This is a genomic window from Microbacterium sp. LWS13-1.2 (assembly GCF_040144835.1).
Taxonomy (GTDB): Bacteria; Actinomycetota; Actinomycetes; order Actinomycetales; family Microbacteriaceae; genus Microbacterium.
On record NZ_CP151632.1, the window covers coordinates 531,866 to 558,095 of the forward strand.

Sequence of the window (26,230 nt, forward strand, 5' to 3'; positions counted from 1 at the left end):
GACGCATTTGCGAAAAGAGGAACCGTCGTGCAAACTATCGCCGCCCGCAAGGGCGAGCGCAACCCGCGATACCCGGAAGTTGAGACGTTCACGCATGGCCACCGATTACGACGCCCCCCGCAAGACCGAGGACGACAGCGAGTCGATCGAAGCGCTCAAGGAGCGCGTTCCCGACAAGCTCTCGGGCTCGGTCGATGCGGAGGATGCCGACAACCCGTCGGGCTTCGAGCTGCCCGGTGCCGACCTCTCGGACCTCGAGCTCGACGTCGTCGTTCTCCCGCCCCAGGAGGATGAGTTCACCTGCTCGAACTGCTTCCTTGTGAAGCACCGCTCGCAGCTCGATCACGAGACGGCCGACGGCCCTATCTGCGCGGAGTGCTCCGCGTGATCTGAGCCCGCCGCACAGCGGCGGACAGTCGATCCGGCGTCCGCGAGGAGATCACCCACGCGGTCGTCGGGTCGTCGATATCGGTCACCGGGATGACGACGACTCCGTCGATCCCGCCTCTGATCAGATGCCACGACCGCGGGTCGAGGCCCGCGCCGCGCGCGTGACGCGCATCGTCGCCGACGTGCACCTCGGGGGCACCGAGGAATTCGACGCCGATGTGAGCACGCCCTGCCCGCACCTCACCGTCGCGGACCTCGACCACCGGAGCAGCCGCGATGAGCAGCGCGATCAGCAGCACCCCGACGCAGATGCCCACCACGAGCGCGATCGTGGTGTCGATCGGTGTGAGGACGAGGGCGGCCATGGGCGCCGCGACCGCGGCCGCGACGAGGATCCACAGGGAGGGTCCGAGCCGCTCCCGATAGCCGTCGGGGCGGCCGCTTCGGGCATCGGCGTGACGCATGGAGTTCTGCATTACCCTCGTTGGGTGACTGAAACTGTGGACGTCCCCATTATCGCCCCCGACGTCCCGGTGTACGCACACCCCGGAGACGCCGGCGCCGACCTCGTCGCCGCCGAGGCGGTGCGGCTCGAACCCGGCGACCGCGCGCTCGTCGGCACCGGTGTGCGCATCGCGCTGCCCGAGGGATACGTCGCCTTCGTGGTGCCCCGCAGCGGCCTCGCTGCCAAGCACGGCATCACGATCGTCAACGCCCCCGGCACGATCGACGCCGGCTACCGCGGCGAGATCAAGGTCATTCTCCTCAACACCGACCGCGAGCACGCGCACGACATCGCGGTCGGCGACCGCATCGCGCAGCTCATCGTCATGCCGGTGCCTCGCGCCGTATTCATCCCCGTGGAGACCCTGCCCGACAGCGTGCGCGGCGAGGGCGGCTTCGGCTCCACGGGCTACCAGAAGGACGGAGTCCTCGCATGACCGACCCCTCATCCGCCGACGGACCGCGCAAGGTCGCGCCCGAGGACCGCGCCACCACCGGCCCGTTCGACGAGTCCGAAGCCAACCCGGTGCGGCCGTACATCGACCTCGGCGGCATCAAGATCCTGCCGCGAGAAGGACTCAACCTGCGCCTCGAGGTCGAGGAGCAGACGAAGCGCATCGTCGCCGTCGGGCTGGACTACTCCGGCTCGACGCTGCAGGTTCAGCCGTTCGCCGCCCCCCGCTCGGCGGGGCTCTGGGCTGAGACGCGGGAGCAGATCCGCCAGCAGATCCGTCAGCAGGGCGGCCGCGTCGAGGAGCGCGAAGGCCCGCTCGGCCCCGAGCTGCTCGCCGAGGTGCCTGTCGTCGCCGGTCCCGACGGCACCGCCGGCAAGCGTCTCGCGCGCTTCGTCGGCGTCGACGGACCCCGCTGGTTCCTCCGCGGCGTCATCGGCGGCGCAGCGACCGCCGATGTCGAGGCCGCCGCAGCCGTCGAGGACCTGTTCCGGTCGATCGTCGTCGTCCGCGGCGGATCGCCCATGCCGCCGCGCGATCTCATCCCGCTGCGCATGCCGGCCACGCCGGGCTCGGCGTGAGCGACGGGGCGCGGCCCGACGACGCGGATTCGGACCGAACGGCGAACGGCCCCGCCGACGCGGCGAGCTCTCCCATCGACGAGACCGAGGCGCCGGCGTCCGCATCCGAGGTGCTCGGCGCAGCTCTCGGCGGCGCCGCACGGCGCGCCGGGCTCGACCCCGCGGAGAGCCGCAGCACCGGTCACGTCGTGTGGAAGGCGATGGGCGGCTGGCGCGGCATCCTGGAATCCGTTCTTCCCGGCGTCGTGTTCCTGGTGGCGTGGACCCTCACGTACGACCCCGGGACGCGGACGGGCAACCTGCCGCTGAGCCTCGGCCTGTCTGTCGGCCTGGCCGCCGCGTTCACGATCGTGAGGCTCCTCCAGCGGCAGTCCGCGAGCGCCGCCATCGGCGGTCTGATCGCGGCCGCCGCGGCAGCCGGCCTGTCGCTGTGGACGGGCAGGGGAGAGGACAGCTTCATCCCCGGCTTCCTCACGAACACGATCTACGGGACGGCATTCCTCGTGTCGGCGCTCATCGGGTGGCCGCTCATCGGACTCGCGGTCGGATTCCTCATGGGCGAGGGCACCGCGTGGCGCGCCGACCGGCGCAAGCGGCGGGTCTTCTTCTGGCTGTCGCTCGCGTGGGCCGCCCTGTTCGCGCTGCGCCTCATCGTGCAGGTCCCGCTGTACTTCGCCGGCGACGTGACGGCGCTCGGCACGCTCAAGCTGGTGATGGGCCTGCCCCTGTTCGCACCGCTGGTCGCGGTCACGTGGCTCGCCGTGCGCGCGCTCTACCCCCGCGCGCCGAAGTGATACATTTATCTTGACATCAAGATAGTTTTCCCTCGATCCGTTAGGTCGACCTCACTAGCCGCGGGCTTCGGGGCGGGGGAAGATGGGGATGCCGGACTCCGGCACGATCCCGCCGCCGACGAAGGAGACAGACGTGTCCACGGTTGACAGCTTCGGTGCGAAGAGCACCCTGACGGTCGGCAGCACCGACTACGAGATCTTCCGCATCGACACGGTCGCGGGCTACGAGAAGCTCCCGTTCAGCCTCAAGGTGCTGCTCGAGAACCTGTTGCGGACCGAGGACGGCGCGAACGTCACCAAGGAGCAGATCGAGGCTCTCGGGTCGTGGGATGCCGCGGCCGAGCCGAACACCGAGATCCAGTTCACGCCGGCTCGCGTCGTGATGCAGGACTTCACCGGTGTTCCCTGCATCGTCGACCTCGCCACCATGCGCGAGGCGGTCACGGCGCTCGGCGGCGACCCGACCAGGATCAACCCGCTGTCGCCGGCCGAGATGGTCATCGACCACTCGGTGATCGCCGATCTCTTCGGCACCGAGAACGCCCTCGAGCGCAACGTCGAGATCGAATACGAGCGCAACGGCGAGCGTTACCAGTTCCTGCGCTGGGGCCAGACCGCGTTCGACGACTTCAAGGTCGTCCCGCCGGGCACCGGCATCGTCCACCAGGTCAACATCGAGCACCTCGCGAAGGTCATCTACGACCGCACCGTCGGTGGCGTCCTGCGCGCCTATCCCGACACCTGCGTCGGCACCGACTCGCACACGACGATGGTCAACGGACTCGGCGTCCTGGGCTGGGGCGTCGGCGGCATCGAGGCCGAGGCCGCGATGCTCGGCCAGCCGGTGTCGATGCTCATCCCCAAGGTCGTCGGATTCAAGCTCTCGGGCGCGATCCCGACCGGCGTCACCGCCACCGACGTCGTGCTGACCATCACCGACATGCTGCGCAAGCACGGCGTGGTCGGCAAGTTCGTCGAGTTCTACGGCGAGGGCGTGGCGTCCGTTCCGCTCGCGAACCGCGCCACCATCGGCAACATGAGCCCGGAGTTCGGCTCGACCGCCGCGATGTTCCCGATCGACAGCGTGACCGTCGACTACCTGCGCCTCACGGGTCGTGACGAGCAGCAGCTCGCACTGGTAGAGGCGTATGCGAAGGAGCAGTCGCTCTGGCACGACCCCTCGCGCGAGCCGGTCTTCAGCGAGTACATGGAGCTCGACCTGTCCACGGTCGTCCCGTCCATCGCCGGTCCCAAGCGCCCGCAGGACCGCATCGTCCTCTCGCAGGCGAAGCAGCAGTTCGAGAGCGACCTCACCAACTACGCCGAGGTCGACCACGATCTGGTCGATCTCGAGGGCTCGGAGTCGTTCCCGGCGTCCGACCCGCCCGGAAACTCGCCCGAGGACGAGTACAGCCACCACGAGCACCACCACCACAGCCACGCGCCGGCGACGGCGTCGAAGCCGACCCCGGTGACGCTCGAGGGCGGCGAGAAGTTCGTCCTCGACCACGGCGCCGTGACGATCGCCGCGATCACGTCCTGCACGAACACGTCGAACCCGTCGGTCATGCTGGCGGCGGGTCTGCTCGCGCGCAACGCCGTGAAGAAGGGCCTCAAGGCCAAGCCGTGGGTCAAGACCACCCTCGCGCCCGGCTCGAAGGTCGTCACCGACTACTACGAGAAGGCCGGCCTCACCAAGGACCTCGAAGAGCTCGGCTTCTTCACGGTGGGCTACGGCTGCACCACGTGCATCGGCAACTCGGGCCCGCTCATCGAGGAGGTCTCGGCGGCGATCAACGAGAACGACCTCGCCGTGACGGCCGTCCTCTCGGGCAACCGCAACTTCGAGGGCCGCATCAACCCCGACGTGAAGATGAACTACCTTGCAAGCCCGCCGCTCGTGATCGCGTACTCCCTCGCTGGTTCGATGAACTTCGACTTCGAGGTCGACGCGCTCGGCACCGACCAGGACGGCAACGACGTGTTCCTGCGGGACATCTGGCCCGACTCGGCCGAGGTGCAGGCGACGATCGACTCGTCGATCAACAAGGACATGTTCACCCATCAGTACGCGAGCGTCTTCGAGGGCGACGAGCGGTGGCGGACCCTCCCGACCCCGACGGGTGACGTCTTCGAGTGGGATGACGCATCCACCTACGTGCGCAAGCCCCCGTACTTCGACGGCATGACGATGGAGCTGACGCCGGTCACCGATATCTCGGGTGCGCGCGTGATGGCCACCCTGCTGGACTCGGTCACCACCGACCACATCAGCCCGGCCGGAAACATCAAAGCCGACAGCCCGGCGGGCAAGTATCTCGCCGAGCACGGCGTCGACCGCAAGGACTTCAACTCCTACGGCTCGCGCCGTGGCAACCACGAGGTGATGATCCGCGGGACGTTCGCGAACATCCGCCTGAAGAACCAGCTGGTGCGCGCCGTCAACGACGGCGCCGAGGTCGAAGGCGGCTTCACCCGCGACTTCACGCAGGAGGGCGGCCCGCAGTCGTTCATCTACGACGCCAGCCAGAACTACCAGGCCGCGGGCACGCCGCTCGTCATCTTCGGCGGCAAGGAGTACGGCTCCGGCTCGTCCCGCGACTGGGCGGCCAAGGGCACGAGCCTGCTGGGCGTCAAGGCGGTCATCACCGAGAGCTTCGAGCGCATCCATCGCTCGAACCTCATCGGCATGGGCGTGGTTCCGCTGCAGTTCCCGGCAGGCGAGAGCTGGGCGTCGCTCGGACTCGACGGCACCGAGATCGTCTCGATCTCGGGTCTCGAGCAGCTCAACGAGGGCGTCACGCCGAAGACCGTGCGCGTCACCGCCGAACCGAGCGAGTTCTCGGCGCCCGGCAAGGCCACTGTCGAGTTCGACGCGGTCGTCCGCATCGACACGCCCGGTGAGGCCGACTACTACCGCAACGGCGGCATCCTGCAGTACGTGCTGCGTTCGCTGGTCTGACAGGTGATTCACGGGGGACCGGATGCCGCGGCATCCGGTCCCCCCTTCATGCCCCGGGTAGACTTGCAGAGCCCTTCCCGGGCCCGAAAGGAGCGGGGATGTCGCTGCTGTCGTCCATCACCGGACCCCGCGACCTCGACGGACTGACCACCGATCAGCTCGAGCAGCTCGCGAGCGAGATCCGCGGCTTCCTGGTCGAGAACGTCGCACGCACGGGAGGCCACCTCGGCCCCAACCTCGGCGTCGTCGAGCTGACGATCGCGCTGCATCGTGTCTTCGATTCACCGAACGACCCGATGATCTTCGACACCGGCCACCAGTCCTACGTGCACAAGCTGCTCACCGGCAGGCAGGACTTCACGAACCTGCGCGCGCGCGACGGCCTCGCCGGGTACCCGCAGCGCTCGGAGAGCGCGCACGACGTCGTCGAGTCGTCGCACGCGTCGAGCTCGCTGAGCTGGGCGGACGGCGTCTCGCGCGCCCTGACCCGCACCGGGCGCAAGGACCGGCACGTCGTGGCCGTCGTGGGCGACGGGGCCCTGACGGGCGGCATGACGTGGGAGGCGCTCAACAACATCTCCGACGACAACGACCGCAATCTCGTGATCGTCGTCAACGACAACGGCCGCTCCTACGCCCCGACGATCGGCGGGATGGCCCGCTACCTCAACCGCGTCCGCACGGCGGAGTCCTACCGCACGCTGCACCGCGGCTCCGACGACCTGTTCCGCAAGCTGGGTCCCGCCGCACGCGCCGTCTACCGCGGCGTTCGCGGGGGCACCCACGGCTTCCTCTCGCGGTTCACGAACAACGCGGCCCTCTACTCGAACCTCGACATCAAGTACCTCGGCCCCGTCGACGGTCACGACCTGCCGACGCTGATCGAGACCCTCGAGCTCGCGAAGTCGTACGGCGCTCCCGTCATCGTCCACGCCATCACGGAGAAGGGCCGCGGCTACGCTCCGGCTCTGGAGGACGAGGCCGACCAGTTCCATGCGGTCGGGAAGATCGACCCGATCACCGGCGAATCGCTCGGCGCGACCAGCGGTCTGGCCTGGACCGACGTCTTCGCCGACGAGCTCGTCGCGGTGGGCGATGCGCGCGACGACGTGATCGCGATGACGGCGGCGATGCTGCGACCGACCGGGCTCCTGCCGTTCGCCCAGCGATTCCCCGACCGTGTGTACGACGTCGGGATCGCCGAGCAGCACGCGGTCGCCTCCGCGGCCGGTCTCGCGTTCGGCGGCCTGCATCCGGTCGTCGCGATCTACGCGACGTTCATGAACCGCGCGTTCGACCAGGTGCTGATGGATGTCGCCCTCCACCGCGCCGGCGTCACCTTCGTGCTCGACCGCGCCGGGGTGACCGGCCCCGACGGACCGAGTCACCACGGCATCTGGGATCTGGCCATGCTGCAGATCGTGCCGAACATCCGCATCGCCGTGCCCCGAGACGGCACGCGCCTGCGTGAGGAGCTGCAGGAGGCGGTCGCCATCGACGACGGCCCCACGGTGATCCGCTTCCCGAAGGGCGGCGTCAGCCCGGAGCTCCCCGCGGTCGAGCGCCTGGATGACGGCGTCGACGTGCTGGTGCGCTCCGACGCGCACGATGTGCTGCTGGTCGGCATCGGCCCCATGGCGCACATCGCCGTCGACGTGGCCGGGCGCCTGCGCGCACAGGGCATCGGCGCCACTGTCGTCGACCCCCGCTGGGTCGTGCCGGTGCAGCCGTCTGTCGTCGAGCTCGCGGCATCCCACCGCCTGGTCATCACGATCGAGGACGGCATCCGGGTCGGCGGCATCGGCACACGCGTGCGCCAGGTGCTGCGCGAGGCGGGCGTCGACACCGCGGTGGACGAGCTGGGCGTGCCCGACCAGTTCATCGACCACGCGAGCCGAGAGCAGATCCTCGAGGATGCCGGGCTCACAGCGGCCAAGATCGCGCAGGATGTCGTGGCCCAGGTGCTCGGCACGCGCATCCCGGTCGCGCGCGGTGCCCAGAGCGGCGACCCGACGCCGACGGGTGAGATCCCGACGCTGTCGGATCTTGCGCGCAGCCGCGACGACCGACGCTAGACGGACGAGAGCCGCGTCGCGAGGACGGAGGCCGCGGCATCCCACTCCGCGCTCTGCGGGTCCGCAGGACGCGGAGTGATCGCCTGCGACAGCAGGTAGCCGTCGGTGAGGGCGTCGCCCGTGACGATCACGCGCAGCAGCTCGATGCCGCAGTCCGTGCGCACGAGGTCGGAGCACTCGCTGACGACGCGCGGAGACAGGAGGTCGTTGGGCGGGAGCACCGCGCCGTCCAGCTGGTGCACGAGGTCGCGCAGCGCCGCACCCACGATGTTGCCGGCACGCTCCCGCACATTGACGACGTCGAGCTCGAGCACGCGCAGATCGTGCCCCGACACGATCGGGCGCCAGTCGAACGAGGCATGCACGAGATGCTGATGTCCGCTGGCGGCGGTGAGGCTGCGGGCGGGCAGATCCGTCGATCGCGCGCGCACATCGACCAGCCGATACCAGTAGAAGATCGGGAACGCGCCGTGGGTGCCGGGCCGCAGCACCACCACCTCGCCGCGACCGTCGTCCGCACCCCGGACACGACGGATGATCGGCTTCCCGTTGCGGGTCCGGATCGCGGTCGAGCCCTCGTCGACCGTCACCAGGAACAGCTTCATGAGGGCGGGGACGACCACGAGCAGCGTCAACGCCGCGCCACTGGTCTTGACCAGCACCCCCAGCGCACTGCCGCTGAACAGCCCCGAGATCACATCCAGCATCCGGACACCTCCCGTTCGCACCATCCGACAGGGACAGGATGCCTTGCGCAGAAGCGCCGGTGCGCCGTGGAGGCCCTCGCGCGCCGAGTGTTCACGCTTCGGACGCATCGCGTTCGGTGAGGGGAGCATCGCCGTTCGCGGCGCGGGCGCGAGGAACAGCATGCGGCCGACTCCTCCCGCACGTGCGGAAGGGCGCATCCTCGGCAGAGAGGATGCGCCCTTCCTGAGCGGTCGGCGGTGTCAGCCGGCGATCCCCTTGATCACCGGGTGGTGGAAGGTGTCGCCGAAGGCGCGCTCGGATGCTCCCTCGCGATCGAGGTAGGGCGACGCGCCGCCGTCGATGAACGGCCAGCCCGCACCGAGGATGAGGCAGAGATCGATGTCCTCAACCTCGGGGACCACGCCCTCGTCGAGCATGATCTTGATCTCCTGCGCGAGGCCGTCCTGCACCCGGGCGAGGATCGTCTCGGCCGACGCGGGAGACGATCCCACGGCGGGCTTGAGCAGCTTCTCGGCCGCCTTGGTCCAGCCGGTGACGCGGCCGCCGCGGTCCTTCTCCACGACCTCCGGCAATTCCGCAAGCGCGTGGAAGTTCTCGTTCGCGTAGAAGCGGTCGGGGAACGCGTGCACCATCGTGTCCTGGACGTGCGCGGCCACCTTCCAGCCGACGAGGTCGATGAGCTGGAACGGCCCCATCGGCAGACCGAGGCGCGCGAACGCCTTCTCGACGTCCGCCACCGGTGTGCCCTCGTAGACGGCGCGCGCCGCCTCGCCCATGACCTTCGCCAGCAGCCGGTTCACCACGAAGCCTGGCGCGTCCGCGGTGAGCACCGCGTTCTTGCCGAGGTTGCGTGCGACCACGAACGCGGTCGACAGTGCCGCGTCCGACGTCTGCGGCGACTTCACGATCTCGATCAGCGGCATGACCGCGACCGGGTTGAAGAAGTGGAAGCCGACCAGGCGCTCCGGGTGGGCGAGCGTGGCACCGATCTCCGCGACCGACAGCGACGAGGTGTTGGTCGCGAGGATCGCGTCCTCGGCGACGATCTGCTCGATCTCGCCGAACACCTGCTGCTTGACGCCGACCTCTTCGAAGACGGCCTCGATGACGAAGTCGCAGTCCGCGTACAGGCTCTTGTCGGTCGTTCCCGTCACGAGCGCGCGCAGCCGGTTGGCGGAGTCGCCGTCGAGGCGGCCCTTCGCCTCGAGCTTGCCGATCTCGTCGTGGATGTACGCCACGCCCTTGTCGACGCGCGCCTGGTCCAGATCCGTGATGAGCACCGGCACCTGGAGCTTGCGCACGAACAGCAGGGCGAACTGGCTCGCCATCAGGCCGGCGCCGATGATGCCGACCTTGCCGACCTTCTTCGCCAGCGCCTTGTCGGGAGCGCCGACCGGGCGCTTGGCGCGCTTCTGCACCAGATCGAAGGCGTACATCGATGCCGCGAACTGGTCGCCCGTGACGAGCTCGGCCAGCGCCTCGTCCTCACGCGCGAAGCCCTCGGCCTTCGTGCCGCTCTTCGCCTTGTCGAGGAGCTCCAGCGCCGCGTACGGCGAGAGCGGCACCGTGCCGATCTTCGACTCGAGCATGCCCCGGGCCATCTTGACGGCGATCGGCCACTTGGTCAGGCGCTCGATCTTGCCCGGCTCGTTCTTGCGCTCCACCTTCGTCTTGCCGGTCAGCACACCGTCCGCCCAGGCCAGCGAGTCCTCGAGGTAGTTCGCCGCCGGGAAGATCGCGTCGACGATGCCGTACTCGAACGCCTGCTGCGGCTTCAGCATCCGGTTCTGCTTGAGCGGGTTGGAGATCACGACCTCGAGAGCGTTCTCGATGCCGATGAGGTTCGGCAGCAGATACGCACCGCCCCAGCCCGGGATGATGCCGAGGAAGACCTCGGGCAGTGCGATCGCGGCGGCAGAGGCATCCACCGTCCGGTACGTCGAGTTGAGCGCGATCTCGAGCCCGCCGCCGAGCGCGAGGCCGTTCACGAAGGCGAACGTCGGGACGCCCAGCCCGGACAGCTTGCCGAACACCTTGTGGCCGAGCTGCGCGACCAGGCGCGCGTCGTCCTTCGAGCCCACCTTCGAGATGTCGGACAGGTCGGCCCCGGCGGCGAGTATGTACTGCTTGCCGGTGATGCCGACCGCCTGGATCTCGCCGGCGGACACGCGCGCCTTGAGGGCGTCGAGCGTCTCGCCGAGCTGGAACATCGTGGCGGGGCCCAGCGTGTTGGGCCGGGTGTGGTCCCGCCCGTTGTCGAGCGTGATGAGCGCCAGGACCTTGCCGGAGGCGAGACGGATGTCGCGCACCCGCGAGTGCGTGATCACCTCGCCCTCGGTGACGGCCAGGATCGGGGAGAAGTCGATGTCGTCGTAGTTCGTCATGCCGCGCTTACTTCCGCTTCTTTCCGTCGTAGAACGGGTTCTCCCAGATGACCGAGCCGCCCTGGCCGAGACCGACGCACATCGCCGTCAGGCCGTAGCGCACGTCCGGTCGCTCGGCGAACTGCGCTGCGAGCTGGATCATCAGGCGGACCCCCGACGCCGCCAGCGGGTGGCCGAGCGCGATCGCGCCGCCCCACTGGTTGACGCGGGGATCGTCGTCGGCGATGCCGAAGTGGTCGAGCAGCGAGATCACCTGGATCGCGAACGCCTCGTTCAGCTCGAACAGGCCGATGTCGTCGATCTTGAGGCCGGCCTTCTTGAGCGCCTTCTCGGTCGAGGGGATCGGCCCGATGCCCATGATCTCGGGCTGCACGCCGGCGAAGGCGAACGAGACGAGCCCCATCTTCGGACGCAGGCCGAGCTCCTTGACCGCGGCGCCACCGGCGAGGAGCGACATCGTCGCGCCGTCGGTGAGCGGCGACGACGTGCCCGCGGTCACACGGCCGTGCGGCCGGAACGGGGTCTTGAGGCCTGCGAGGTCCTCCATCGTCGTCTGCGGGCGGCGGCCCTCGTCCTCGGTCGCCAGGCCCCACGAGCCCTCGGCGTCCTTGATCGCGACCGACACGAGGTCCTGCTGGAACTTGCCGGCATCGTATGCAGCCTGAGCCTTGTGCTGGCTCAGCATCCCGTAGCGGTCGGAGCGCTCCTTGGTGAGGTGTGGGAAGCGGTCGAAGATCCGCTCCGCGGTCACGCCCATGTTCAGCGCACCCGGGTCGACCATCTTCTCCGCGACGAACCGCGGGTTGGGGTCGGCGTTGCCGCCGATCGGGTGGTGGCCCATGTGCTCCACGCCGCCTGCGAGGGCCACGTCGTACATGCCCACGCCAATGGAGCCGGCCATCGTGGTGACGCTCGTCATGGCGCCCGCGCACATGCGGTCGATCGCGAAGCCCGGGACGGTCTGCGGGAGCCCGGCGAGGATCGCGACGCTGCGGCCGAGGGTCAGTCCCTGGTCGCCCGTCTGGGACGTCGCGGCGATGGCGACGTCATCGATGCGGTCCTTCGGAACGCCCGGGTTGCGTTCCATGAGTCCGATCGTCGCCTTGACGGCGAGGTCGTCCGCTCGGGTGTTCCAGTACATGCCTTTCTCGCCGGCGCGCCCGAAGGGGGTGCGCATTCCATCGACGAAGAAGACGTCCGAAATCTCGGCCACTCTGCCTCCAAACATAGGGATGCCGCCAGCCTAGGAGGGCCCACGGAGCGCCCGGAATCGGGTGGCGGAAACCTACGAAGCCGGTTCCGACGCCCCCGACGCGGCTTGCACGGAATCCACAAAGGCATCGGCGATCACCTGTGCAGTCTGCGCAATCTGCCAGGGACGCGCACCCAGCACAGCGAGCGCTTCTCCGACGGTCTCCGCCGTCAGCGGCTGCGGGGGAGTCCATGCGACCCGCCGAAGCAGCTCGGGCGTCAGCAGGTTCTCGGTCGGCATGTGAAGCTCTTCGGCGCGCTTCTCGACGACCGGACGCGCCGCCTTGAGGCGGGCGTCGGCCTCGGGGTTCCGGTCGACCCACGCGCGGGGCGGCGGGAGGGTGTCTCCGCCGGTGGCACGCTCGAGCGGCAGCTGGGTGACGGCGCGCCCCGCCTCGATCGCCGCCCACCACCGGTCGAGCTGGGAGCGGCTCGCCCGTCCGGTGAACTCCTTGAGCGCCGCGAGGGCGCTCTTGGATGGGGGGTCGGCGATCACTGCGGCGACGATGGCCCGGTCGGGGACGAGTCGTCCCGGGGCGACGTCCTCGTCGCGTGCGTACTCCTCGCGGGCGATCCACAGCTCGCGTGCCACCGCCAGCGCCTTCCGGCCACGCACCGTGTGCAGGCCCGACAGCCGGCGCCAGGGCTCTTCGCGCTGGGGTTTGGGTTCGCGCTCCAGCACCGCTCGGAACTCCTCGACCGCGAACTCCGTCTTACCCTGCTCCACGAGCTCGTCGGCGAGCTTGTCGCGCACGTCGACGAGGTGCTCGACGTCCAATGCCGCGTACTCCAGCCAGGACTGCGGCAGCGGCCGCGTCGACCAGTCGGAGGCCGAGTGCGCCTTCGCGAGGGAGATGCCGAGCGTGTCCTCGACGACGGCGCCGAGGCCCACGCGCTCATGGCCGAGCAGACGTGCGGCCAGCTCGGTGTCGAAGATGCTCGCCGGTTCCAGACCGATCTCGCGCAGCGACGGCAGGTCCTGGCTCGCGGCGTGCAGCACCCATTCCAGGTCGCCGATCGCGGCCTGCAGCGCCCGGAAGTCGCCGATCGGCGGCGGGTCGAAGAGGAAGACGCCCGCGCCTCGGCGGAACACCTGTACCAGGTAAGCGCGTTGCGAGTAGCGGAAGCCCGATGCGCGCTCGACGTCGACGGCGACCGGCCCTTCGCCTGCGGCGAGACGTCGCACCGCCTCCTCGACGCGCGCGAGCTCGTCGATCACGTCGTATTTAGCCACGCGGCGACCTGTGCGAACCGAGCATCGGGATCCCTTCCGAGCCGGGGGGAAGACCGGCCAGCATGCAAACCAACTCCGCCCATGCTTCCACGTGCGCGGCGATCGCGCCTTCCGGCGACCACGACGCACGCAATTCGATCTGCGCCCCGTCGCCTTCGGCCGCAAGGGCGCCGAAGCCCTTCGAGAGAGTCTTGGTGGCGGTGCCGGATGCCGAGTGGAAGCCCGCGCCACGCGACCGAAGCGCGTCGGTGAGCCAGGTCCATGCGACATCGGCGAGGAGCGGATCGATGCCGATCTCGGGCTCCAGAGGTGCCTGCGCGAAGCAGACGATCCGCCACGGACCGTTCCAGGGTGCGGGTTCGTCGGGATCGTGCAGCAGCACCAGACGACCGGTGCCGTACGGAGAGTCCGTGTCATCGGGTGAGGAGCGCACGTCGCCGGCGATAGCGATCGCGTCGGGCGCGAGTCCCTGCGGCGCAGCGATCTCCCGCACCGTGAGGTCGTCGCGGAAGCGGATCTCACGCACCGCCTGCGCGGCCTGCTCGAAGGCGCTCGATGCCGCGGGGGGACGCTGCTCAGCCACGCGGACAGACTAGAATCGTTCCTCGATGGTCGCCTCCAGGCGCGCCGCAGTGCGCGCCGCATCTCCTGCCCTCGTCGCCGGCGTGAAAGCCGCGCTCACCGTGCTGAGCGTGGCACTGGCCGGTGCGCTCGGCGCCCTTGCTGCCGGCTCGGTGCTGATGGCACGCAAGGTGGTGACCCCTGCACGGCGGCTGGCCGACACGCGCATCCTCGCGCTCGACACGGCCGCGCAGACCATCACGCTGTCTCGGACGGCCGACACCGAGCTGCCGGGACGCTACGGCCTGTTCACGACGGGGTCGTCCGACTACATCAAGCTCGGCTCGGTGCTCTCGGAGGATGGCACGAGCGTCAAGCGCAAGCTCCTGACGCACATCCCTGCGGACGCGCGTCTCGAGCCCGAAGCCGCTTTCAGCGGGTGGTACTACGACCGTCCCGAGCAGTTGCAGCTGCCCTTCACCACCGAGCTGATCGGCTCCACGGTGGGGCCCTGCCCGGCGTGGCTGTTCCCCGCGGGGGACGGCGACACCTGGGTGATCCAGGTGCATGGCCGGGGCACGACCCGCGCGGAGTGCCTGCGCGCGGTGCCGGTGTTCCACGCTCTCGGCATCACCTCTCTCGTCGTCTCCTACCGCAACGACGGCGAGGCGCCTCGCAGCCGCAACGGCACCTACACGCTCGGTGCGACCGAATGGCGCGACGTCGACGCGGCGATCGGCTTCGCCCGCCGTCGTGGCGCACGCCGCATCATCGTCATGGGCTGGTCGATGGGCGGAGCCATCGCACTGCAGCTCGCGCTCAACTCCCCGCACGGCGACGCGATCGCGGGCCTGATCCTCGAGTCGCCGGTCGTCGACTGGCGCACGGTGCTGAACTACCAGGCGCGCGCGGAGCGCGTGCCCGGCGCCGTCAGCCGGCTCGCGATGGAGGCTCTGCAGACCGAGTGGGCGTCCCCGCTGACTCGGGCGGGTGCGGCGATCCGCCTCGACCAGCTCGACGTCGTCGCCCGGGCAGGCGAGCTGCGGCATCCGATCCTGATCCTGCACAGCGACGACGACGGCTTCGTGCCGTCGGACGCGTCGCACGCTCTCGTCGCGGCCCGACCCGACCTGGTCGAGATGCAGATCTTCGAGGTGGCGCGGCACACCAAGCTCTGGAACTACGACCAGGAGCGGTGGAGCAGCAGCATCGGCACGTGGCTGACCGCGCAGGGGATCATCGCGGACTGAGCGGACCGCTGCAGCTCAGGCAGCCGAGGCGGCGCGGACCTGTCGCTGCGCCCGCAGCAGCATGCCCGTCATCCCGGAGATGCGCAGGGGCGACACGACGCGGGTGAGCCCCAGCGTCTGCGGGTAGTCGCCGGGCACAGCCAGCACCTCTGCGGCCGTGAGCCCGGTGAGTCCCTGTGCCAGGATGCTTGCGAAGCCGCGGGTCGTCGGCGCCTCGGGCGGCGCGGTGGCGTGCATCGCGACGACGCCGTCGGCATCCACGTCGACGATGATGAAGACCGGCGACTGGCACTCGACCACACGCTCGTACCGCTCGGGATGATCCTCGTACTGCGCCGGCACCGCCGGCAGCTCGTACGAGTACTCCAGCAGCAGCTGCAGCCGGTCGGGTTCGGGCAGCTCCAGGAACTCGTCGCGGATCTCGGCGAGACGGTCGGGCAGGACGGCTTCGGTCATCTGTGCCATCTTCCCATGCGGTGGGGCCGTGCGCCCCTGAGCTGCGCGGATGCGAGGCGGCGCCCCAGCTGCAGACGGCGGGCGAGGATGCCGCGGCTCAGCGGGCGGGGGCCGCTCCCGGCTCCGCGCCCGTCACGATCGGCACGCGCACCGCGCTGCCCCACTCGGTCCACGATCCGTCGTAGTTGCGGACGTCGTCGAAGCCGAGCAGGTGCCGGAGGACGAACCACGTGTGACTCGACCGCTCGCCGATGCGGCAGTACGCGACGATCGCATCGCCGTCTTGGAGGCCGACTTCGTCGCGGTAGATCGCCTCGAGCTCGGCGCGCGTCTTGAAGCCGCCGTCCGCGGCGACCGCGCGTGCCCACGGAACGCTCTGCGCCGACGGGATGTGGCCACCGCGCAGTGCGCTCTCCTCGGGGTAGGCCGGGGCGGTGGTGCGGGAGCCGTCGTACTCCTCGGGGGAGCGGACGTCGATGAGCGGCCCGTTGCCCAGGTGTGCGAGCACATCCTCCTTGTAGGCGCGCAGGGCCGCGTCGTCGCGCTCGACGACCGGGTAGCGGGTGGGGGCCGGCTCCGACGGCGCGGTGGTGATCGGCCGCCCTTCGGCGATCCACTTGTCGCGCCCGCCGTCGAGCAGGCGGACGTCCTCGTGCCCGAACAGGGAGAACACCCACAGCGCGTACGCGGCCCACCAGTTGTTCTTGTCGCCGTAGATCACGACGGTGTCGTCGCGCGAGATGCCCTTGCGGCTGAGAAGCGCGGCGAAGCCCTCGCCGTCCACGTAGTCGCGGACCACGGGGTCGTTGAGCTCGGTGTGCCAGTCGACCTTGACCGCGCCGGGGATGTGGCCCGTCTCGTACAGCAGGACGTCCTCGTCGGACTCCACGACGACCAGGCCCGGCTCACCCAGGTGGGTCTGCAGCCACGCGCCCGTGACGAGGCGCCCCGGCTGGGCGTAGGCGGCGAACTTCTCGGACGAGGTATCGGTCTCAACGGGCATGGGATCTCCTGGAGTCGGGCGATGCGATCGCGCGTCCGCCATCCGGCGTCAGGCGAGGCGGGCGCACGCGGGCGACGGTTAGGGTTGAACCGTCGCCTCCGACCATAGATTCCCGGACCGGCGTGCACAGCCCCTCTGTAAGACTCCGACACAGGATCCGCATGACCGTCTCCGCCACACGCACCGGCGTCGTCCACCTCGTGGAGCGCGCCCCGCAGCTCGCCGGCGCCGAGATGGTCGCCGCGCTGGTCCCGCCCCCGCAGTTCGCCGATGCGACGTTCGACACGTATCGCGCCGACCCGGCCTACCCGTCGCAGCAGGAGGCGAAGGACCTGCTCCAGGCCTTCTCCGGTGCGTCGGCCCCCGCGAAGGGGGGACTCTTCCGGCGCGCCAAGCGCCCCGAGCTCAAGCCGGGCGTCTACCTCGACGGCGGCTTCGGCGTCGGCAAGACGCACCTGCTCGCCTCCGTCTATCACGCGATGCCCGCACGCCGGAAGTACTTCGGCTCGTTCATCGAGTACACGGCGCTCGTGGGCGCGCTCGGCTACCAGAAGACGGTCGAGCTGTTCCGCGGCGCAGACCTGCTGTGCATCGACGAGTTCGAGCTGGACGACCCCGGCGACACGATGGTCATGACCCGCCTGCTCGGCGAGCTCGTCGGGTCGGGCACACGACTTGCGGCGACATCGAACACGCCGCCCAACGCGCTCGGCGAAGGGCGCTTCGCCGCGCAGGACTTCCTCCGCGAGATCCACGCGATGTCCGCGAGCTTCCAGACGATCCGCATCGACGGCACCGACTTCCGCCACCGCGCGCTCGACGGCCACGCCGCCGTGCTCGATCCGCCCCAGTACGACGCGGCCATCGCGGACGCCGCAGCGGCGGGCCTCGCGTCGGACGACACGTTCGACGCTCTCGTCGCCCACTTGGCGCGCGTGCACCCGTCGCGGTACATCCGGCTCATCGACGGGCTGTCGCTCGTGGGCTTGCGCGACGTCGCTCCGTTCACCGACCAGTCCGCGGCCCTTCGGTTCGTCGCGTTCATCGATCGCGTGTATGACGCACAACTGCCGATCCGCGCCACCGGCACGTCGCTCGACCTCGTCTTCCCAGAGGAGATGCTGGCCGGCGGGTACCGCAAGAAGTACCTGCGCGCGATCTCCCGGCTCGTCGCATCGACACTGGACTGAGCGACACGACACTCGCGGGACCGGCCGACTCCGGTCGGATTCGCGGCCCGCGTTCGGTCCGCCGAAACACGATGTTTACGTGCGCCGCCCTCGTGTAACGAGGGGGAAACACGGGTCGGTCCGAGGCTGAAACGGACCGTGGTCACACTGGGGGGACCCGACGCTATACCTGCGTCCCTGCAGAGAGGTTCTCTTCGAGATGGATCAAGGCAACACCGCATTCATCCTGATATGCGCGGCGCTCGTCCTGTTGATGACGCCAGGACTCGCATTCTTCTACGGCGGTCTCGTGAAGGCGAAGAGCGTCATCAGCATGATGATGCTCAGCTTCGGCGCACTCGGCCTTATCGGCGTCCTGTGGGTCGTCTACGGCTACGCCATCGCGTTCCCCTCCGCTGACGGCCTCGTCGCGCCGTGGGCGATCGACTGGTCAGCGATCGGGCTCACCAGCCTGCTCGAGGTGCCCGAGGGCGCCGCCTACCCGCCGCTCGCGTTCGTGGCGTTCCAGGCGACTTTCGCGATCCTGACGGTCGCGCTCGTCTCCGGCGCCATCGCCGACCGCGCCAAGTTCGGCTCGTGGATGATCTTCGCCGCGATCTGGGCGACGATCGTCTACTTCCCGGTCGCGAGCTGGGTCTTCAACTTCGGACTCGCCGAGGACGGCAGCTTCGCCTACGGCGGCTGGATCACGTACGGCATGCAGGAGTGGTTCGGCGTCGGCGCGATCGACTTCGCCGGCGGAACCGCTGTCCACATCAACGCGGGTGCGGCAGCCCTCGCGCTGGCGCTCGTCCTGGGCAAGCGCGTCGGCTTCCAGAAGGGCGTCCACGTCCCGCACAACCCGCCGTTCGTGCTCCTCGGCGCCGGCCTGCTGTGGTTCGGCTGGTTCGGCTTCAACGCGGGCTCCGAGCTCGCCGCCGACGGCACCGCCGCGCTCGCGTTCGTCAACACGATCGCCGCCCCCGCAGCGGCTCTGCTGGCCTGGCTGATCGTCGAGAAGTTCAAGGACGGCAAGCCCACGTCGGTGGGTGCCGCCTCGGGCGCCGTGGCCGGTCTCGTCGCGATCACTCCTGCCTGCGCGTCGCTGACCCCGGGCTGGGCCATCCTCCTCGGCTTCATCGCAGGCGCGGTCTGCGCCCTCGCGATCGAGCTCAAGTTCAAGTGGGGCTTCGACGACTCGCTCGACGTGGTGGGCATCCACCTCGTGGGCGGCCTCATCGGAACGCTCTACCTCGGCTTCTTCGCCACCGGCACCGGCCTGTTCACCGGCGGCGACGGCACGCAGCTGATGGTCCAGGCGATCGCCGCCGTGTCGGTGCTCGTGTACTCGTTCGTGCTCGCCTACGTCATCGGCTTCGCGATCGAGAAGACGATCGGCTTCCGCGTCAAGAACGAGGACGAGGTCGCCGGCATCGACACCGTCGTCCACGGCGAGGAGGGCTACGTGCTCGAGGGCGCGCGCGCCTGACACGTACGGCACTGCCCGAAGGGGCGTCGCGGTTCCCCCCACCGCGGCGCCCCTTCGCCGTGCTCGGGGGAGGATGTCCCGCACTCCTAGGATGACGACTGTGACACCGCGAAATGGGCTGCTCGGCATCGTGAGCAGCATCCTCCGGCCCCGCAGGGGGGCGGCTCCGACGCATCCGCCCGCACCTCGGGCGCCGTCCCAGAGCCGCAGCGGCGCCGCCGCGACCGTGGAGATGCCCCCACCCCGCGCGGACGCGCTGCGGATCACGTATGCCCCCGACCACGACGGCGACCCCGATGCGGGCGAGATCGTCTGGACGTGGGTGCCGTACGCCGAGAACGACGGCCGCGGCAAGGATCGTCCGGTGCTGGTCATCGCACGGCAGAGCGGCGATCGCGTCTACGCCGTCCGCCTGACGAGCAAGGCCCACGACGGAGACCGGGACTTCCTCGCGATCGGCACGGGGGAGTGGGACGCGCAGGGCCGCCAGTCCTGGGTCGACATCGATCAGCTCTACAGTGTGCATCGCGACGGCATGCGGCGCGAGGCATCCGCTCTCGATCCGGAGCGATTCGGACGCGTCGCCGACGCACTCCACCGCCGCTACGGATGGGACTCCGGCGACTGAGGAGTCAGGCGGGTCGACGCGGCCACCTGAGAGAGCACACATGTGCGGCGCGTACGGTCTGGGAATGCGCAGACAACGGCCGTCCCCATTCGATCCGAGCCCGCAGCGGGAGCAGACCGCACCCGTGCCGCAGCCGCTCGACGGGAACGGAGAGCTGCCGCAACCCGCTGCAACTGGCGCCCGCGCTCGCATCGTCGACGGCGACCGGGTGCGATCGGCCAAGCCGACGCACATCCCCTCGCGCTCACCCGAGGACGAGCTCGCCTGAGGGCGCGGAGCCGCCGTCGGGACCGGCGGGAAAGACAGAAGCCCCCGGTTTCAGCGGGGGGCTTCGCGGTGGGCGATACCAGACTCGAACTGATGACCTCTTCCGTGTGAAGGAAGCGCGCTACCAACTGCGCCAATCGCCCGTTCCCCGAGGGGGACGACTACCGATCCTACCGGATGCCGGAGCATGCCTCGGACCAATTCTGCATGACACGCGCGGGGCGCGTCCGGTTTTGCAGGAGGGCGAGGATCGGTTAGAGTCTTTCAAGTGCCCGGGTGAACAACCCGGAAGCGAATGCGGATGTAGCGCAGTTGGTAGCGCACAACCTTGCCAAGGTTGGGGTCGCGAGTTCGAGTCTCGTCATCCGCTCGAGTGCAGGGATCTCCTCCAGAGATCACGGCACGTGGGGTCAAACCACACGCGGTGGCGTGGCCGAGCGGCTAGGCACCGGCCTGCAAAGCCGTTTACACGGGTTCGAATCCCGTCGCCACCTCCACTCCCGGTCCCGACCGGAGCTCGACTCGGGCGATTGGCGCAGCGGTAGCGCGCTTCCCTGACACGGAAGAGGTCACTGGTTCGATCCCAGTATCGCCCACAACCGAAACCCCCGCCCCGGCGGGGGTTTTCGCTTTCCTCCTGCGTCAGCGGACGTGCTCGGACGGATAGACCTCCCTGATCCTCTCGCGGAAGAAGCGACCGGCGCTCTCGGCGGCGCGCAGTCCGCGATACACCGACGGCGGCACCGCGAAGTAGCGGTAGAGCTCGCCCGACGTGAACTCGAGCTCGAGCACGGCAGTGTCGGCGTCGTAGCCGGCAGAAGCGATCGCCGCGGAGTCGAGGGAGTGTCGGCGCATCCGCTCAGGCTACGCCGCGACGCTGCCGACGATCCGGCGCGACGTGCCCACGCGCCCCGTGTGCCGGCACCCGTGCCCGCGCGGGCACTCGTTACACTCGAGGGGTGGAACTCGTCTGGTCGACCGCTGCCGCGGCACTCAAGACCGACACGCGAACGCTCGGCGCCTGAGCGGGCGGGGCGTGTCGTGCGCCTGAAGCTGAGTAGCCTTGATCCGAGCCATTCCCAGGAGAGTTTCCGTGACTGACGCTGTGTCCCTGCCCATCGACGGCTTCGCCCTGTTCCCCGACCGCTCCGTGGTCGCATTGCGGGTGAACGGCGAACTGAAAGACCTCGCGACGGTGGTGAGCGACACGGATGCCGTCGAGCCGGTCACCATCGACAGCCCCGACGGTCTCGCAATCCTGCGCCACTCGACCGCGCACGTGCTCGCCCAGGCCGTGCAGCGCATCAACCCGCAGGCCAACCTCGGCATCGGTCCGCCGATCACGGACGGGTTCTATTACGACTTCGGCGTCGAGCATCCCTTCACGCCGGAGGACCTCAAGGCGATCGACAAGGAGATGCAGCGCATCGTCCGCGAGGGCCAGCGCTTCGTGCGCCGCGTCGTCAGTGACGACGAGGCGCGGGCGGAGCTCGTCGACGAGCCGTTCAAGCTCGAGCTCATCGGCCTCAAGGGCGGCGGGGCGGAGAAGACCGAGGGCGCCTCGGTCGAGGTCGGCGCCGGCGAGCTGACCATCTACGACAACGTCGACCGCGACGGCCAGACCGTGTGGAAGGACCTCTGCCGGGGTCCGCACCTGCCCAACACGCGGATGATCGGGAACGGCTGGGCACTGCAGCGCATCGCCGGTGCGTACTGGCGCGGCAGCGAGAAGAACCCGCAGCTGCAGCGCATCTACGGCACCGCCTGGCCGTCGAAGGATGAGCTGCGCGCGTACCAGACGCGTCTGGAGGAGGCCGCCAAGCGCGACCACCGCAAGCTCGGCAAGGACCTCGACCTCTTCTCGTTCCCCGACGAGATCGGCTCGGGCCTGTCCGTCTGGCACCCGCGCGGCGGTGTCGTCCGCGGCGAGATGGAGCAGCACGCGCGCCGTCGCCACATCGCCGGCGGCTACACCTACGTGTACACGCCGCACATCTCGAAGGAGGACCTGTTCCTCACCTCGAACCACCTCGTCACCTACAAGGAGGGCATGTTCCCGCCCATCGTGATGGACGAGGAGCGCGACGAGAACGGCGAGATCACCAAGCACGGCCAGGACTACTACCTGAAGCCGATGAACTGCCCGATGCACATCCTCATCTACAAGGAGCGTGCGCGCAGCTACCGCGACCTGCCGATGAGACTCGCAGAGAACGGCACCGTCTACCGCAACGAGCTGTCGGGCGCGCTGCACGGGCTCACCCGCGTCCGCGGCTTCACACAGGACGACTCCCACCTGTTCGTCACCCCCGAGCAGCTCGAGGAGGAGGCCACCAAAGTCCTGGAGTTCGTCATCTCGATGCTGCGCGACTTCGGCCTGGACGACTTCGAGCTCGAGCTGTCGATGCGCGACGACGAGAAGGAGAAGTGGATCGGCTCCGACGAGTTCTGGGACTACTCGACCAACGCGCTGCGCAACGTCGCGGTCGCGAGCGGCCTGAAGCTCACCGAAGTGCCGGGTGAGGCGGCGTTCTACGGTCCGAAGATCGACCTCAAGACCCGCGACGCGATCGGCCGCGTGTGGCAGCTCTCCACGGTGCAGGTGGACCCCAACCTGCCCGAGCGCTTCGAGCTCGAGTACACCGATCGCGACGGCCAGAAGAAACGGCCGATCATGATCCACCGCGCGCTGTTCGGATCGATCGAGCGGTTCTTCGCGATCCTGCTCGAGCATTACGCCGGTGCGTTCCCGGTGTGGCTCTCGCCGGTGCAGGTGGTCGGCATCCCGGTTGCGGAGGACTTCGCGGACTACCTGGGCGACGTGATCGACCAGCTCAGGGCCGAGGGGGTTCGCGCCGATCTGGACCACAGCGACGACCGAATGCAGAAGAAGATCCGCACCCACACCACGCAGAAGGTGCCGCTGCAGCTGATCGGCGGTGCACAGGACCAGTCTGCAGGCACCGTGTCGTTCCGCTTCCGCGACGGGACGCAGGAGAACGGCGTCCCGATCGCCGACGCCGTGCGTCGCGTGCGCGAGGCCATCGATTCCCACGCCCTGGTGAACACCGCGGAGGACTTCGCGTGAGCGACGACCCGCTTGCGGGGAGTCGCGATCGCGAAGTCTCGGTTCCTGAGCCTGTCGAAGGGCGCGTGAGCGACGAAGCCGGGTCGGAAGGCGTCCGGCAGATGGACTCCGCCGACGCGGCGCTCGTCGACGCCGCGACGCTTCTGGGGGTGCCGGACGAGTTCCAGCGTCTCTGGACTCCTCACCGGATGGCATACATCCAGGCGGGACCCGAGGTGCTGCGCAAGGAGTGCCCGTTCTGCGAGGCGCCGCGCAAGTCCGACGAGGACGGGCTCATCGTCTTCCGCGGGCGCACGGCGTACGCGCTGCTGAACCTGTTCCCGTACAACTCGGGGCATCTGCTGGTGTGCCCGTACCGCCACATCGCGACGTACGACCAGGCGACGGACGAAGAAGTCGCCGAGATCGGCGCGCTCACCCAGCAGGGGATGCGCGTGCTGCGTCAGGTCTCGCGGTGCGACGGCTTCAACATCGGCATGAACCAGGGCCATGTCGCCGGCGCCGGCGTCGACGAGCACCTGCACCAGCACATCGTGCCGCGATGGGCGGCCGACGCCAACTTCTTCCCGATCATCGCCAAGACGAAGGCGCTGCCGCAGCTTCTCGGCGACGTACGCCGCGCGGTGGCCGACGCCTGGCACGGCTGACGAGCAGCGGACCTTCGTGACCTCGAACTGCAGGCGCGGGTGGGCGTAGGCCTCCTGCGACTCGACGAGCTGCAGCTCGCGCTCGCCCGACGCGTGCGTGCGCTCGAGGAGGTCGTAGACGCTCGAGGTCGTGCGGGCGAGGGCATCGGCCGCGTCGCCGCTGCGACGCAGGTGCGCGGTGAAGAGCGCCGCCGTGACATCACCCGAGCCGTTGGCCTTCATCGGGATGTGCGGGGTCCGCACGATCCACGCGCCGTCGTCGGTGACGGCGAGCATCTCGATCGTCCCTTCTGGACGATCGGGGCGCTCGACGCTCGTGACGAGGACGGTGCTCGGCCCCATCGCGCGGGCGAGGTCGGCCGACGCCAGAGTGGACTCGAGGTCGGCGGGCTCGGTTCCGGTCAGGAATCCCAGCTCGAACTGATTCGGCGTGATGATGTCGGCTGCGGGCACGACGCGTTCCCGCAGCAGCACGGGGATCGCCGGGGCGACGAAGCACCCCGACTTCGCGTTGCCCATCACCGGGTCGCACGCGTACACGGCGGCGGGATTGGCCTCCCGGACGCGCGCGACGGTGTCGAGGATGACGTCAGCGATGCCCTCCCCGCCCTGATAGCCGGAGAGCACGACGTCGATCTGCGGGAAGACGCCGCGCTCCTCGATACCAAGGACGACGTCGCGCACATCGTCGGGACTGATCATCGGGCCGCGCCATGCGCCGTAGCCGGTGTGATTCGAGAAGTTCACCGTGTACACCGGCATGACCTCGACGCCGATGCGCTGCAGCGGGAAGACGGCAGCGGAGTTGCCGACGTGACCGTAGGCGACCGCGGACTGGATCGAGAGGATCTTCACCGCTCGATCATGCCACTTCTCGTGTGACCAGCCGCCCACCGGCGGCCCGCACGGCAGCCGCCACGTCGGCGGCAAGGCGCTCGGCGTCGGCGACGTCGAGGTCGTGCACCGTGAGACGCAGCCGGTGCGACGGCGCGTCTCCGCCGAGGACGAACTCGTCGCCGGGCCGGGCCAGCCACCCCCGCCGCATCAGCTGCTCCGCGACCGCCCGCGCGGGCACCGGAAGAGGGATCCAGAGGTTCAGCCCATCACCGGCATCCGCGGGCACGCCCCGTGCGGTGAGCCGATCGACGAACGCCGCGTTGCGCGCCGCGTAGTGCGAACCCGCACGCTCGATCGCGGCCATGGTGCCGGCATCCGTCAGCAGTGCGTGAGCGAGGCGCTGCAGCAGATGGCTCACCCACGTCGTGCCGGGGGTGAGGCGCATCGCGAGCCGCTCCGCGGTCTCGGGATCGGATGCCGTCACCGCCAGGCACATGTCGGGCCCGAGGAACTTCGACACCGACCGCACGAGCGCCCAGCGCCGGTGGCCCGGCGCGATGACGGAGTGGAACTGCTGCTGCGACAGCAGCGAGAAGTGGTCGTCCTCGATCACGAGGACGTAGGGGTGGTCCTCGAGCACGCCGCGCAGCTCTTCAGCGCGCCGCGCCGACAGGCTCGCACCGGTGGGGTTCTGGGCCCGCGGGGTGAGGACGACCGCGCGCACCCCCTGTTCGAGCGCCGCGCGCAGCCCGTCGGGCGTCATTCCTTCGTCGTCGACGGGCACGGGGACCGCTCGATAGCCGCCGATGCGCACGGTGTGGATGCTGGTGAGGAAGCACGGGTCCTCGAGGGCGACCGCGTCGTCGCGGGTGAGCGCCTGGGCCAGCAGCCGCTCGACCGCATCGGCCGCGCCGCTGGTGATGGTCAGTCGCAGCTCGGCCGCCGGCGGAAGGCCGTCGCGCATCCACTCCTGGGCCCAGTCCTCGAGTTCGGGGTCGATGACGGGCTCGCCGTACAGGACGGGCCGGCCCACCATCCCCGCGAGGGCACGGGAGAGGTCGGGGATCAGCTCGGGGTCCGGGTTGCCCGTGCCCACGTCGCGGAGCACGCTGCCGGCCGCGAAGCCCTCCTGCGCCACGGGGGACAGGTCGGCGACGCGTGTGCCGCTGCGGCCGCGCGTGACGATCACGCCGGCCTGCGTGAGCTGCCGGTACGCGGCCACGACGGTGTTGCGGTTCACGCCCAGCTCGTCGGCGAGGGACCGCACCGGGGGCAGCGGGTCGCCGGGGAGCAGATCGCCCCGTTCGATGCGGGCGCGCACGCTCTCGGCGATCTCCGAGGCGGATCGCCCGCTGATGTCGAGGGTCATGTGCCGCCCCTGCTGGTCGCGCCGTCAGCCCACCGATCGGCGGGTGATCCCCATGCTATCTTTTGGCCTAGGCCAATACCCGCATTGTCCTCACTCGTTGCGCTCCAGCGCTCCACTCGAAGGGAAAGCTC

Annotated in this window: 23 protein-coding genes, 4 tRNA genes and 1 pseudogene; 16 read left to right on the forward strand and 12 right to left on the reverse strand. The window is 69.5% G+C overall.

Annotated elements, in window-relative coordinates; translation table 11 throughout:
• The first annotated feature begins 94 nt into the window (after window positions 1-94).
• A complete protein-coding gene (locus MRBLWS13_RS02550; RefSeq protein WP_308867225.1) occupies window positions 95-388 on the forward strand; it encodes a DUF4193 domain-containing protein in 294 nt (97 codons plus the stop codon).
• On the opposite strand, the gene MRBLWS13_RS02555 is transcribed toward MRBLWS13_RS02550, so the two are convergent.
• Complete coding sequence (locus tag MRBLWS13_RS02555) at window positions 363-866, reverse strand: DUF3093 domain-containing protein (protein ID WP_349427506.1); 504 nt, start codon at window positions 864-866, stop codon at window positions 363-365. The two genes, MRBLWS13_RS02550 and MRBLWS13_RS02555, sit on opposite strands and share 26 nt — an antisense overlap.
• Window positions 867-878: 12 nt before the next feature.
• Here MRBLWS13_RS02555 and dut point away from each other — a divergent pair, with 12 nt between their 5' ends.
• The 5 genes from dut (at window position 879) to dxs (ending at window position 7,758) form a co-directional block, all read left to right on the forward strand.
• Entirely contained in the window at window positions 879-1,331 is a 453-nt protein-coding gene (dut, locus tag MRBLWS13_RS02560) for a dUTP diphosphatase (protein ID WP_349427507.1), read from the forward strand.
• Window positions 1,328-1,927, forward strand: a complete 600-nt coding sequence (locus MRBLWS13_RS02565) for a DUF3710 domain-containing protein (protein WP_308867229.1) — start codon at window positions 1,328-1,330, stop codon at window positions 1,925-1,927. The genes dut and MRBLWS13_RS02565 overlap by 4 nt, the downstream gene beginning before the upstream one ends.
• A complete protein-coding gene (locus tag MRBLWS13_RS02570; protein WP_349427508.1) occupies window positions 1,924-2,721 on the forward strand; it encodes a DUF3159 domain-containing protein in 798 nt (265 codons plus the stop codon). Before MRBLWS13_RS02565 ends, MRBLWS13_RS02570 begins: the two co-directional genes overlap by 4 nt.
• A 133-nt stretch (window positions 2,722-2,854) precedes the next feature.
• Entirely contained in the window at window positions 2,855-5,683 is a 2,829-nt protein-coding gene (gene acnA, locus MRBLWS13_RS02575) for an aconitate hydratase AcnA (protein ID WP_349427509.1), read from the forward strand.
• A 98-nt stretch (window positions 5,684-5,781) separates the two neighbouring features.
• Window positions 5,782-7,758 (forward strand): 1-deoxy-D-xylulose-5-phosphate synthase, encoded by a 1,977-nt coding sequence (gene dxs / locus MRBLWS13_RS02580; RefSeq protein ID WP_349427510.1) that lies wholly within the window; start codon window positions 5,782-5,784, stop codon window positions 7,756-7,758.
• Here the strand turns inward: dxs and MRBLWS13_RS02585 are convergent.
• The 5 genes from MRBLWS13_RS02585 to MRBLWS13_RS02605 all read right to left on the reverse strand — a co-directional run bounded on the left by MRBLWS13_RS02585 (window position 7,755) and on the right by MRBLWS13_RS02605 (window position 13,918).
• The gene (locus MRBLWS13_RS02585; protein ID WP_349427511.1) at window positions 7,755-8,465 is read right to left on the reverse strand and encodes a hypothetical protein; all 711 of its coding nucleotides are present in this window, start codon (window positions 8,463-8,465) and stop codon (window positions 7,755-7,757) included. The two genes, dxs and MRBLWS13_RS02585, sit on opposite strands and share 4 nt — an antisense overlap.
• 240 nt (window positions 8,466-8,705) lie before the next feature.
• Window positions 8,706-10,850, reverse strand: a complete 2,145-nt coding sequence (locus MRBLWS13_RS02590; protein ID WP_349427512.1) for a 3-hydroxyacyl-CoA dehydrogenase NAD-binding domain-containing protein — start codon at window positions 10,848-10,850, stop codon at window positions 8,706-8,708.
• Between the two features lie 7 nt (window positions 10,851-10,857).
• Window positions 10,858-12,063: a thiolase family protein gene (locus MRBLWS13_RS02595; protein ID WP_349427513.1), complete on the reverse strand. Its 1,206-nt coding sequence runs from the start codon at window positions 12,061-12,063 to the stop codon at window positions 10,858-10,860.
• Between the two features lie 72 nt (window positions 12,064-12,135).
• Complete coding sequence (locus tag MRBLWS13_RS02600; protein WP_349427514.1) at window positions 12,136-13,335, reverse strand: HRDC domain-containing protein; 1,200 nt, start codon at window positions 13,333-13,335, stop codon at window positions 12,136-12,138.
• Window positions 13,328-13,918, reverse strand: a complete 591-nt coding sequence (locus MRBLWS13_RS02605; RefSeq protein WP_349427515.1) for a DUF3000 domain-containing protein — start codon at window positions 13,916-13,918, stop codon at window positions 13,328-13,330. Before MRBLWS13_RS02605 ends, MRBLWS13_RS02600 begins: the two co-directional genes overlap by 8 nt.
• Window positions 13,919-13,943: 25 nt before the next feature.
• Here MRBLWS13_RS02605 and MRBLWS13_RS02610 point away from each other — a divergent pair, with 25 nt between their 5' ends.
• A complete protein-coding gene (locus MRBLWS13_RS02610; RefSeq protein ID WP_349427516.1) occupies window positions 13,944-15,146 on the forward strand; it encodes an alpha/beta fold hydrolase in 1,203 nt (400 codons plus the stop codon).
• A gap of 15 nt (window positions 15,147-15,161) precedes the next feature.
• On the opposite strand, the gene MRBLWS13_RS02615 is transcribed toward MRBLWS13_RS02610, so the two are convergent.
• Window positions 15,162-15,602 (reverse strand): SufE family protein, encoded by a 441-nt coding sequence (locus MRBLWS13_RS02615; RefSeq protein ID WP_349427517.1) that lies wholly within the window; start codon window positions 15,600-15,602, stop codon window positions 15,162-15,164.
• 97 nt (window positions 15,603-15,699) lie between these two features.
• Window positions 15,700-16,605, reverse strand: a complete 906-nt coding sequence (locus tag MRBLWS13_RS02620) for a sulfurtransferase (protein WP_349427518.1) — start codon at window positions 16,603-16,605, stop codon at window positions 15,700-15,702.
• Window positions 16,606-16,766: 161 nt separating this feature from the next.
• On the opposite strand from MRBLWS13_RS02620, the gene zapE reads away from it, so the two are divergent.
• From zapE to MRBLWS13_RS02640, 4 genes are all read left to right on the forward strand, one after another.
• Window positions 16,767-17,795 (forward strand): cell division protein ZapE, encoded by a 1,029-nt coding sequence (gene zapE, locus MRBLWS13_RS02625; protein WP_349427519.1) that lies wholly within the window; start codon window positions 16,767-16,769, stop codon window positions 17,793-17,795.
• Between the two features lie 199 nt (window positions 17,796-17,994).
• A complete protein-coding gene (locus MRBLWS13_RS02630; RefSeq protein WP_349427520.1) occupies window positions 17,995-19,263 on the forward strand; it encodes an ammonium transporter in 1,269 nt (422 codons plus the stop codon).
• A 100-nt stretch (window positions 19,264-19,363) separates the two neighbouring features.
• Window positions 19,364-19,891 carry a type II toxin-antitoxin system PemK/MazF family toxin gene (locus MRBLWS13_RS02635; protein ID WP_349427521.1) on the forward strand — a complete coding sequence of 176 codons (528 nt, stop codon included), beginning with the start codon at window positions 19,364-19,366 and terminating at the stop codon, window positions 19,889-19,891.
• A 124-nt stretch (window positions 19,892-20,015) separates the two neighbouring features.
• A complete protein-coding gene (locus MRBLWS13_RS02640; protein WP_349427522.1) occupies window positions 20,016-20,159 on the forward strand; it encodes a hypothetical protein in 144 nt (47 codons plus the stop codon).
• 69 nt (window positions 20,160-20,228) lie between these two features.
• On the opposite strand, the gene MRBLWS13_RS02645 is transcribed toward MRBLWS13_RS02640, so the two are convergent.
• Window positions 20,229-20,301: transfer RNA gene (locus MRBLWS13_RS02645), tRNA-Val, on the reverse strand.
• 154 nt (window positions 20,302-20,455) lie between these two features.
• Between MRBLWS13_RS02645 and MRBLWS13_RS02650 the strand changes: the two genes are divergently transcribed.
• The 3 genes from MRBLWS13_RS02650 to MRBLWS13_RS02660 all read left to right on the forward strand — a co-directional run bounded on the left by MRBLWS13_RS02650 (window position 20,456) and on the right by MRBLWS13_RS02660 (window position 20,754).
• Window positions 20,456-20,528, forward strand: a tRNA-Gly gene (locus MRBLWS13_RS02650).
• Between the two features lie 53 nt (window positions 20,529-20,581).
• A tRNA-Cys gene (locus tag MRBLWS13_RS02655) sits at window positions 20,582-20,655 on the forward strand.
• Between the two features lie 27 nt (window positions 20,656-20,682).
• Window positions 20,683-20,754: transfer RNA gene (locus MRBLWS13_RS02660), tRNA-Val, on the forward strand.
• A 46-nt stretch (window positions 20,755-20,800) separates the two neighbouring features.
• Here MRBLWS13_RS02660 and MRBLWS13_RS02665 read toward each other — a convergent pair.
• Window positions 20,801-21,013 (reverse strand): KTSC domain-containing protein, encoded by a 213-nt coding sequence (locus MRBLWS13_RS02665; RefSeq protein ID WP_349427523.1) that lies wholly within the window; start codon window positions 21,011-21,013, stop codon window positions 20,801-20,803.
• A gap of 238 nt (window positions 21,014-21,251) precedes the next feature.
• On the opposite strand from MRBLWS13_RS02665, the gene thrS reads away from it, so the two are divergent.
• Together thrS and MRBLWS13_RS02675 are read left to right on the forward strand one after the other, a co-directional pair.
• Window positions 21,252-23,246, forward strand: a complete 1,995-nt coding sequence (thrS, locus tag MRBLWS13_RS02670) for a threonine--tRNA ligase (RefSeq protein ID WP_349427524.1) — start codon at window positions 21,252-21,254, stop codon at window positions 23,244-23,246.
• 101 nt (window positions 23,247-23,347) lie between these two features.
• Complete coding sequence (locus MRBLWS13_RS02675; RefSeq protein WP_349428965.1) at window positions 23,348-23,893, forward strand: HIT domain-containing protein; 546 nt, start codon at window positions 23,348-23,350, stop codon at window positions 23,891-23,893.
• A 6-nt stretch (window positions 23,894-23,899) separates the two neighbouring features.
• Here the strand turns inward: MRBLWS13_RS02675 and pdxY are convergent.
• Together pdxY and MRBLWS13_RS02685 are read right to left on the reverse strand one after the other, a co-directional pair.
• Window positions 23,900-24,748: pseudogene (gene pdxY, locus MRBLWS13_RS02680) on the reverse strand (pyridoxal kinase PdxY); the annotation flags it as partial.
• A 7-nt stretch (window positions 24,749-24,755) separates the two neighbouring features.
• Window positions 24,756-26,099: an aminotransferase class I/II-fold pyridoxal phosphate-dependent enzyme gene (locus MRBLWS13_RS02685; protein WP_349427525.1), complete on the reverse strand. Its 1,344-nt coding sequence runs from the start codon at window positions 26,097-26,099 to the stop codon at window positions 24,756-24,758.
• Between the last annotated feature and the right edge of the window lie 131 nt (window positions 26,100-26,230).

Bases quoted from the DNA above. Each gene is read 5' to 3' on its own strand.
- MRBLWS13_RS02585 (WP_349427511.1), bottom strand. From the start codon at position 8,465: ATGCTGGATGTGATCTCGGGGCTGTTCAGCGGCAGTGCGCTGGGGGTG.
- MRBLWS13_RS02610 (WP_349427516.1), top strand. From the start codon at position 13,944: ATGGTCGCCTCCAGGCGCGCCGCAGTGCGCGCCGCATCTCCTGCCCTC.
- zapE (WP_349427519.1), top strand. From the start codon at position 16,767: ATGACCGTCTCCGCCACACGCACCGGCGTCGTCCACCTCGTGGAGCGC.
- MRBLWS13_RS02550 (WP_308867225.1), top strand. From the start codon at position 95: ATGGCCACCGATTACGACGCCCCCCGCAAGACCGAGGACGACAGCGAG.
- MRBLWS13_RS02590 (WP_349427512.1), bottom strand. From the start codon at position 10,850: ATGACGAACTACGACGACATCGACTTCTCCCCGATCCTGGCCGTCACC.
- MRBLWS13_RS02620 (WP_349427518.1), bottom strand. From the start codon at position 16,605: ATGCCCGTTGAGACCGATACCTCGTCCGAGAAGTTCGCCGCCTACGCC.
- MRBLWS13_RS02615 (WP_349427517.1), bottom strand. From the start codon at position 15,602: ATGACCGAAGCCGTCCTGCCCGACCGTCTCGCCGAGATCCGCGACGAG.
- MRBLWS13_RS02685 (WP_349427525.1), bottom strand. From the start codon at position 26,099: ATGACCCTCGACATCAGCGGGCGATCCGCCTCGGAGATCGCCGAGAGC.
- MRBLWS13_RS02630 (WP_349427520.1), top strand. From the start codon at position 17,995: ATGGATCAAGGCAACACCGCATTCATCCTGATATGCGCGGCGCTCGTC.
- MRBLWS13_RS02665 (WP_349427523.1), bottom strand. From the start codon at position 21,013: ATGCGCCGACACTCCCTCGACTCCGCGGCGATCGCTTCTGCCGGCTAC.
- MRBLWS13_RS02555 (WP_349427506.1), bottom strand. From the start codon at position 866: ATGCAGAACTCCATGCGTCACGCCGATGCCCGAAGCGGCCGCCCCGAC.
- MRBLWS13_RS02565 (WP_308867229.1), top strand. From the start codon at position 1,328: ATGACCGACCCCTCATCCGCCGACGGACCGCGCAAGGTCGCGCCCGAG.
- MRBLWS13_RS02675 (WP_349428965.1), top strand. From the start codon at position 23,348: ATGGACTCCGCCGACGCGGCGCTCGTCGACGCCGCGACGCTTCTGGGG.
- dxs (WP_349427510.1), top strand. From the start codon at position 5,782: ATGTCGCTGCTGTCGTCCATCACCGGACCCCGCGACCTCGACGGACTG.